This window comes from Streptomyces pathocidini, assembly GCF_001418495.1.
GTDB classification, from domain to species: Bacteria; Actinomycetota; Actinomycetes; order Streptomycetales; family Streptomycetaceae; genus Streptomyces; species Streptomyces pathocidini.
In genome coordinates, this window is record NZ_LIQY01000213.1 from 1 (window position 1) to 5,790 (window position 5,790).

A 5,790-nucleotide genomic window follows, 5' to 3' on the forward strand; every position below is an offset into this window, starting at 1 on the left:
GGTGATGCGTTCGGGATGGCGGCAACCGTCGCGCAGCCCGTGTCGTAACCCGCTGCGGAGAGGGAACGGAATGCGTTCAGCGGTGAAGGTGAAGAAGAGACGGCGGCCCCTCGCGGCCGCCGTCGCGGTGACAGCGCTGCTGCCCCTGGTGGCCGGCGGTCTCGGCGCGGCCTCGGCCACGGCCGCGGACCAACCGCCGCCCGGCGTCCGCGCCAGCGGTAAGCGCACGGCGGGCGACCAGTCCGTCGTACCGCTCGAGGCCCTCGTACCGGGCATTCCCCTGGCGCCGGGCGAGGTCCACGTCGACACCCCCGACCAGGCCCTGCCCCCGCTGATGGACGGTCAACGCGGCCACGGCGGACGCGACTTCGGTCTCGCGGACGGCTTCCGGAACCACCCGAAGCCGACCATCCGCAAGGCTCCGCCGCCGAAGCCCGGCGCCCAGCAGAAGCCCGCGAAGCGGAAGCCCGCGAAGCAAAAGCCTGCCAAGCCTCCCGTTCCCCAGCGCGGGACGCCCGCCGCCGGCGACCCGATCGTGGAGTACGTACCGCCGGAGTTCGCCCAGGCGACCCGCCCGGAGGACCCGAGCGAGAAGAAGGAGAAGCTCCAGGAGAAGAAGAAGCTCCAGCAGGCGAAGCGGGCCTGCCGGGAGTACGAGGAGGACGAGGAGGAGTACGAGGAGTGCCTCCAGGAGGAGCTCAGGGACGATGAAGAGGAGGGCCGCGACGACCGTCTGCCGCCCTGCACCGCCCCCGCCGGCCCCTACCAGCAGCAGGCCNNATCCGGCCCGCGGTCGGCTTCGCCGGCCCCGCCACCGCCGGTGTGATGCGGCTGATCCAGGCCCGGGCCAACCCCAACGCCGAGGGCAAGTGCCCCGTGCGCGACGCGCGCGTCGCCTGCGTGGACCTGCCGCGCCAGCTGATGTGGGTGCAGGCGGGCCGCGACGTCGTGTTCGGCCCGGTCCCCATCCGCAGCGGCAAGCCGGGCTACCCGACCCGCACCGGCTGGCACCAGATCTCTTCGCGCAGCAGGGACCACGTCTCGACGATCTACCACTCGCCGATGCCCTTCGCCCAGTTCTTCGCCGGCGGCCAGGCCTTCCACGGCGTCTTCGGCAACATCTACGACCCGACCGAGGGCTCGTACGGCTGCGTCAACCTCCGCTACGACGAGGCGGCGGGCCTGTGGGACATCCTGAACATGGGCTCCCCGGTCTACGTGTGGGGGCGCCGCCCGGGTACGTGACCGAGTCCGTCCTTGAGCCGTGACCACCGGCCGGAGCCGCACCCGCGGTTCCGGCCGGTGGCGTCTGTCCCGGTTCGGACCGGCCCATCCATCCCGGTCCGGGGTGAGAAACTGGCCGTGATGACTGCATACTCCGGCGCGAGCGCCACCGGCTCCTCCGCCCCTCCGACGCGCGCCCGCGCCGTGGTCGATCTGGCCGCCGTGCGGGCCAACGTCCGAGCGCTGCGCGACCGCGCGCCGCGCTCGGAGCTGATGGCCGTGGTCAAGTCGGACGGGTACGGGCACGGGGCCGTGCCGTGCGCCTGCGCGGCGCGGGAGGCGGGTGCGAGCTGGCTGGCCACCGCCACCCCGCAGGAGGCGCTGGCGCTGCGCGCGGCGGGGGACACCGGCCGGATGCTGTGCTGGCTGTGGACGCCCGGCGGGCCGTGGGGCGAGGCGATCGCGGCGGACATCGACGTCTCGGTCAGCGGGATGTGGGCGCTGCGCGAGGCCGTCGAGGCGGTGCGTACGGGCGGGCGGCCCGCCCGCGTACAGCTCAAGATCGACACCGGGCTCGGGCGCAACGGCTGCGCGCCCGACGACTGGCTGGAACTCGTCGGTGCCGCGCGGGCCGCCGAGGCCGAGGGGGTGCTGGCGGTCACCGGCGTGTGGTCCCACTTCGCCTGCGCCGACGAGCCGGGGCACCCCTCCATCGCCGCCCAACTGGCCGTCTTCCGCGACGCGGTGGCGGCGGCCGAGCGGGCGGGGCTCGCGCCCGAGGTGCGCCACATGGCCAACTCGCCGGCGACGCTGACGCTGCCCGAGTCGCACTTCGACCTCGTACGGCCCGGGATCGCCGTCTACGGCGTCTCGCCGAGCCCGGAGATCGGGCAGCCCGCCGACTTCGGGCTGCGGCCCGCGATGACGCTCGCCGCGGACATCGCGCAGGTCAAGCGGGTGCCGGCGGGGCACGGCGTGTCCTACGGGCACCACTACGTCACGCCCGGCGAGACGACGCTCGCGCTCGTCCCCGTCGGCTACGCGGACGGCATCCCCCGGCACGCGTCCGGGAGCGGGCCGGTGCTGGTGGGGGGCAAGTGGCGTACGGTCGCGGGGCGCGTGGCCATGGACCAGTTCGTGGTCGACCTCGGCGGGGACACCGCTGAAGTCGGCGACGAGGCGGTGCTCTTCGGGCCCGGGGACAGGGGTGAGCCGACCGCCGAGGACTGGGCTCGTGCGGCGGGCACCATCGCCTACGAAATCGTCACCCGCATCGGCCAAAGAGTCCCCCGCGTCTACGTAAACGGCCCCGGACACTCCGACTGACCACCGTGCGGCGAACACCGCCCCGCGGCGGACCCCGCTCCGGACACTCCGACTGACCACCGTGCGGCGAACACTCCGCCCCGCGGCGGACACGTCGCCCGCCGGCGCGGGGGGACCCGCGCCCACAACCCGGCGGACCCGCTGTCCGTGGTCCGGTGAACCGGTGGCCCCGGCCCGCAGCCAACCGCGGGACGAAATCCGGCGTCCTCCTAGTGAGCAACGGCACGGCATCTTTGCGCCCCTCCCCGGGCATCCGTACGGCACCGTGGTAGGTCACGATGCGACGGGGGCGGCAGGGTGCCGCGCGGGCACGTAGGCACGAGGAGCGGCACGATCATGGGTGAGAAGACCGCGGGGAACGCGATCGCCGCGGCGGCCGAAGCCGCGGGACCCGGCTGGCGGCGGGCCGGGGTGGCCGCCGGCATCGCGGGGGCGGCCATCGGCGTGGTCGCGGCCGGCGCCGCCGCCGGCGTCGCGATCGAGCGGCTGACGGTCGGCCGGGACGTCCGCCGCAAGGCGCGCCTCGCGCTCGACGCCGCGGGCCCGTACGGCGAACTCCGCGGCACCCCGGGGCGCGCCACCGCCGACGACGGCACCCAGCTCTACTACGAGGTCGACGAGGTGGCGAGCGAGGGCGGCGAATCCCCGCGCAGGCGCCGCCTGTTCGGGCGCCGCAAGCCCGCACCCGTGACCGTCGTCTTCTGCCACGGCTACTGCCTCAACCAGGACTCCTGGCACTTCCAGCGCGCCGCCCTGCACGGCGTGGTCCGCACGGTCCACTGGGACCAGCGCAGCCACGGGCGCTCGGCCCGCGGCATGGCGCAGGCCGACGGCAACCCCGTCACGATCGACCGGCTCGGCCGCGACCTGAAGACGGTCCTGGACGCGGCCGCCCCGGAGGGTCCGGTCGTGCTCGTCGGGCACTCGATGGGCGGCATGACGGTCATGGCCCTGGCCGCCCACTACCCCGAGTACATACGCGAGCGGGTGGCGGCCGTCGCCCTCGTCGGCACGTCCGCGGGGAAGCTCGGCGAGGTCAACTACGGCCTCCCGGTCGCCGGGGTCAACGCGGTACGGCGCTTCCTGCCCGGCGTGCTCAAGGCGCTCGGCTCCCAGGTGGACCTGGTCGAGCGGGGGCGGCGGGCGACCGCGGACCTCTTCGCGGGCCTGATCAAGCGCTACTCGTTCAGCTCGCGCGACATCGACCCGGCGGTCGCCCGCTTCGCGGAGCGGATGATCGAGTCCACCCCGATTGACGTGGTCGCGGAGTTCTACCCGGCCTTCCAGGAGCACGACAAGTCGGAGGCGCTGGCCGCCTTCACCGACCTGCCCGTCCTCGTCCTGGCGGGCACCGAGGACCTCGTCACCCCCAGCACGCACAGCGAGGCCATCGCGGAGCTGCTGCCGGACGCGGAGCTCGTCCTCGTACCGGACGCGGGGCACCTCGTGATGCTGGAGCACCCGGAGACGGTCACGGACCGGCTGGCCGACCTGCTGGCGCGGGCCGGGACCGGAGCCGCCCGGCAGGCCGTCCGCGCGCCGTAACATCGGCGGGTATGGACGCCGCGTACGACTCCCGGACCGCATCTGTGGACGACACCCCGGAAGAAGCCCCTGCCCTCTCCGCCGCCTCGGCCGACTCCGCCCTCCGGCTCACGGTCGACGGGCCGGAGCGCATGCGCGAGGTGGGGCTGCGACTCGCGGGGCTGCTGCGCCCCGGTGACCTCGTGCTCCTCAGCGGCCCGCTCGGCGCGGGCAAGACCACGCTGGCCCGCGGGCTGGGGGAGGGGCTCGGCGTGCGCGGCGCGGTCACCTCGCCGACGTTCGTCATCGCGCGCGTACACCCCTCGCTGAGCGGCGGGCCCGCGCTGGTGCACGTGGACGCGTACCGGCTGGGCGGTGGCCTCGACGAGATGGAGGACCTCGACCTCGACGTGTCCCTGCCGGAGTCGGTGGTGGTCGTGGAGTGGGGCGAGGGCAAGGTCGAGGAGCTGTCGGAGGACCGGCTGCACGTCCTGATCGGGCGGGCCGAGGGGGACGAGACGGTCGAGAACGACGTGCGCGAGGTGACGGTCGCGGGGGTCGGGGCGCGGTGGGCGGCGGTGGATCTGGCGCCGCTGGCGGGGTGAGGCGCGCGGCCTGCAGCGGGGCGCGGACGCTCTTCGTGTGGACGTTCCGACAAGACGTCGGCAAGATGTTGCGCGGGCGGTACGGGGCGTGGTCACATGGAGACAGCATCTAGGTTAGGTCTGCCTAACCTGGCAGTCGGCGATCCGCCGGCGTCCCCGAGCCCGCCCTCCTGGAGGCACCCATGCCGAGCCATGAGTCCACCGCTGACGAGCTGAGCCCGGGGCCATCGGGTGCCGATCGCGAGGAGTGCGCGGAGCGGATCGGTCCGGCCCTGCCGTCGATGAGCCAGCTGCTGGCGGCCTGTGCCGCGGCGACCGCCGTGTCCACACCGCCGGAGGCGCCGACGGTGGCGGATGGGCCGGTGGCGGCCGGGCCCGCCGGGGACGACGGGGAGCGGCGCGACGCCGCCGCGTAACCCCTTCGAGTGGGGCCGGTAGGGGATGGGTCGGTGGGGGATGGGCCCGGGGAGCGGTGCCGCGTAACCCCTTCGGGTGGCTTGGGCCGGTGGCTCAGGCTGGTGGCGGGGGCCGGTGGCTCAGGCGACGACCATGATCTTGGTGCCGACGGGCGCGAAGTCCCACAGCGCCTTGCCGTCCGGGCGCTTGGAGCGGATGCCGCCGGTCTTCCGCTCCGCATACGGGTCGGGCATCGAGCCGTCCACGGCGGCGCTGAAGCCGATCACGACGCCGTCGACCGCGGCGAACCGTACGACGTGCTCGACCGCCACGCCGTCGGAGCCGGGGATCCGGGTGGCGCGCGAGGTGACCGCGTACTGGCCGGGGGCCGGGCTCACCGAGCTGCGGGCGACCTTGAACGTACGGAGCGGGGTCTCGTCCTTGGCGACCAGCCAGACGCGCTGCGCGTTCAGCGCGTAGACGATGCGCAGACCGCTGCCGGAGTTGGCGGGGACGGGGTGCGCCTGCTTCTTCTCGGCCTTCTTGCGGACGCCGCCGTCGCTTCCGGCGGTCTTGCCGGAGCCGTCGGCGGCGGCGGTGGAGCCGGTGCGGGCCTTGAGGGGGTGTGCGGGGGCGGTGGCGTTCGCCTGGTAGGCGAAGAAGGCGACGGTGGCGAGGCCGGCGGCGGTGATGCCGGCCACGATCGTCCCCGAAC

6 protein-coding genes and 1 pseudogene are annotated in these 5,790 nt (G+C 74.5%); 6 read left to right on the top strand and 1 reads right to left on the bottom strand.

Annotated elements, in window-relative coordinates; all coding sequences use genetic code 11:
- Nucleotides 1–70: 70 nt before the first annotated feature.
- The 6 genes and pseudogenes from AOK16_RS12050 to AOK16_RS12075 all read left to right on the top strand — a co-directional run.
- Nucleotides 71–778: pseudogene (locus AOK16_RS12050) on the top strand (hypothetical protein); the annotation flags it as partial.
- A gap of 47 nt (nucleotides 779–825) precedes the next feature.
- Nucleotides 826–1,245 (top strand): L,D-transpeptidase family protein, encoded by a 420-nt coding sequence (locus tag AOK16_RS12055; RefSeq protein WP_079101285.1) that lies wholly within the window; start codon nucleotides 826–828, stop codon nucleotides 1,243–1,245.
- A gap of 120 nt (nucleotides 1,246–1,365) precedes the next feature.
- Nucleotides 1,366–2,550 carry an alanine racemase gene (alr, locus tag AOK16_RS12060; RefSeq protein WP_055472258.1) on the top strand — a complete coding sequence of 395 codons (1,185 nt, stop codon included), beginning with the start codon at nucleotides 1,366–1,368 and terminating at the stop codon, nucleotides 2,548–2,550.
- Between the two features lie 336 nt (nucleotides 2,551–2,886).
- Nucleotides 2,887–4,095, top strand: a complete 1,209-nt coding sequence (locus tag AOK16_RS12065; protein ID WP_055472259.1) for an alpha/beta fold hydrolase — start codon at nucleotides 2,887–2,889, stop codon at nucleotides 4,093–4,095.
- Between the two features lie 131 nt (nucleotides 4,096–4,226).
- Nucleotides 4,227–4,679, top strand: a complete 453-nt coding sequence (gene tsaE, locus AOK16_RS12070; protein ID WP_055472262.1) for a tRNA (adenosine(37)-N6)-threonylcarbamoyltransferase complex ATPase subunit type 1 TsaE — start codon at nucleotides 4,227–4,229, stop codon at nucleotides 4,677–4,679.
- Nucleotides 4,680–4,861: 182 nt separating this feature from the next.
- Nucleotides 4,862–5,095: a hypothetical protein gene (locus AOK16_RS12075; RefSeq protein WP_055472260.1), complete on the top strand. Its 234-nt coding sequence runs from the start codon at nucleotides 4,862–4,864 to the stop codon at nucleotides 5,093–5,095.
- Between the two features lie 120 nt (nucleotides 5,096–5,215).
- Here the strand turns inward: AOK16_RS12075 and AOK16_RS12080 are convergent.
- Nucleotides 5,216–5,790, bottom strand: a 575-nt coding sequence (locus AOK16_RS12080; protein ID WP_338058486.1) for a hypothetical protein, incomplete at its 5' end; no start/stop codon positions are given.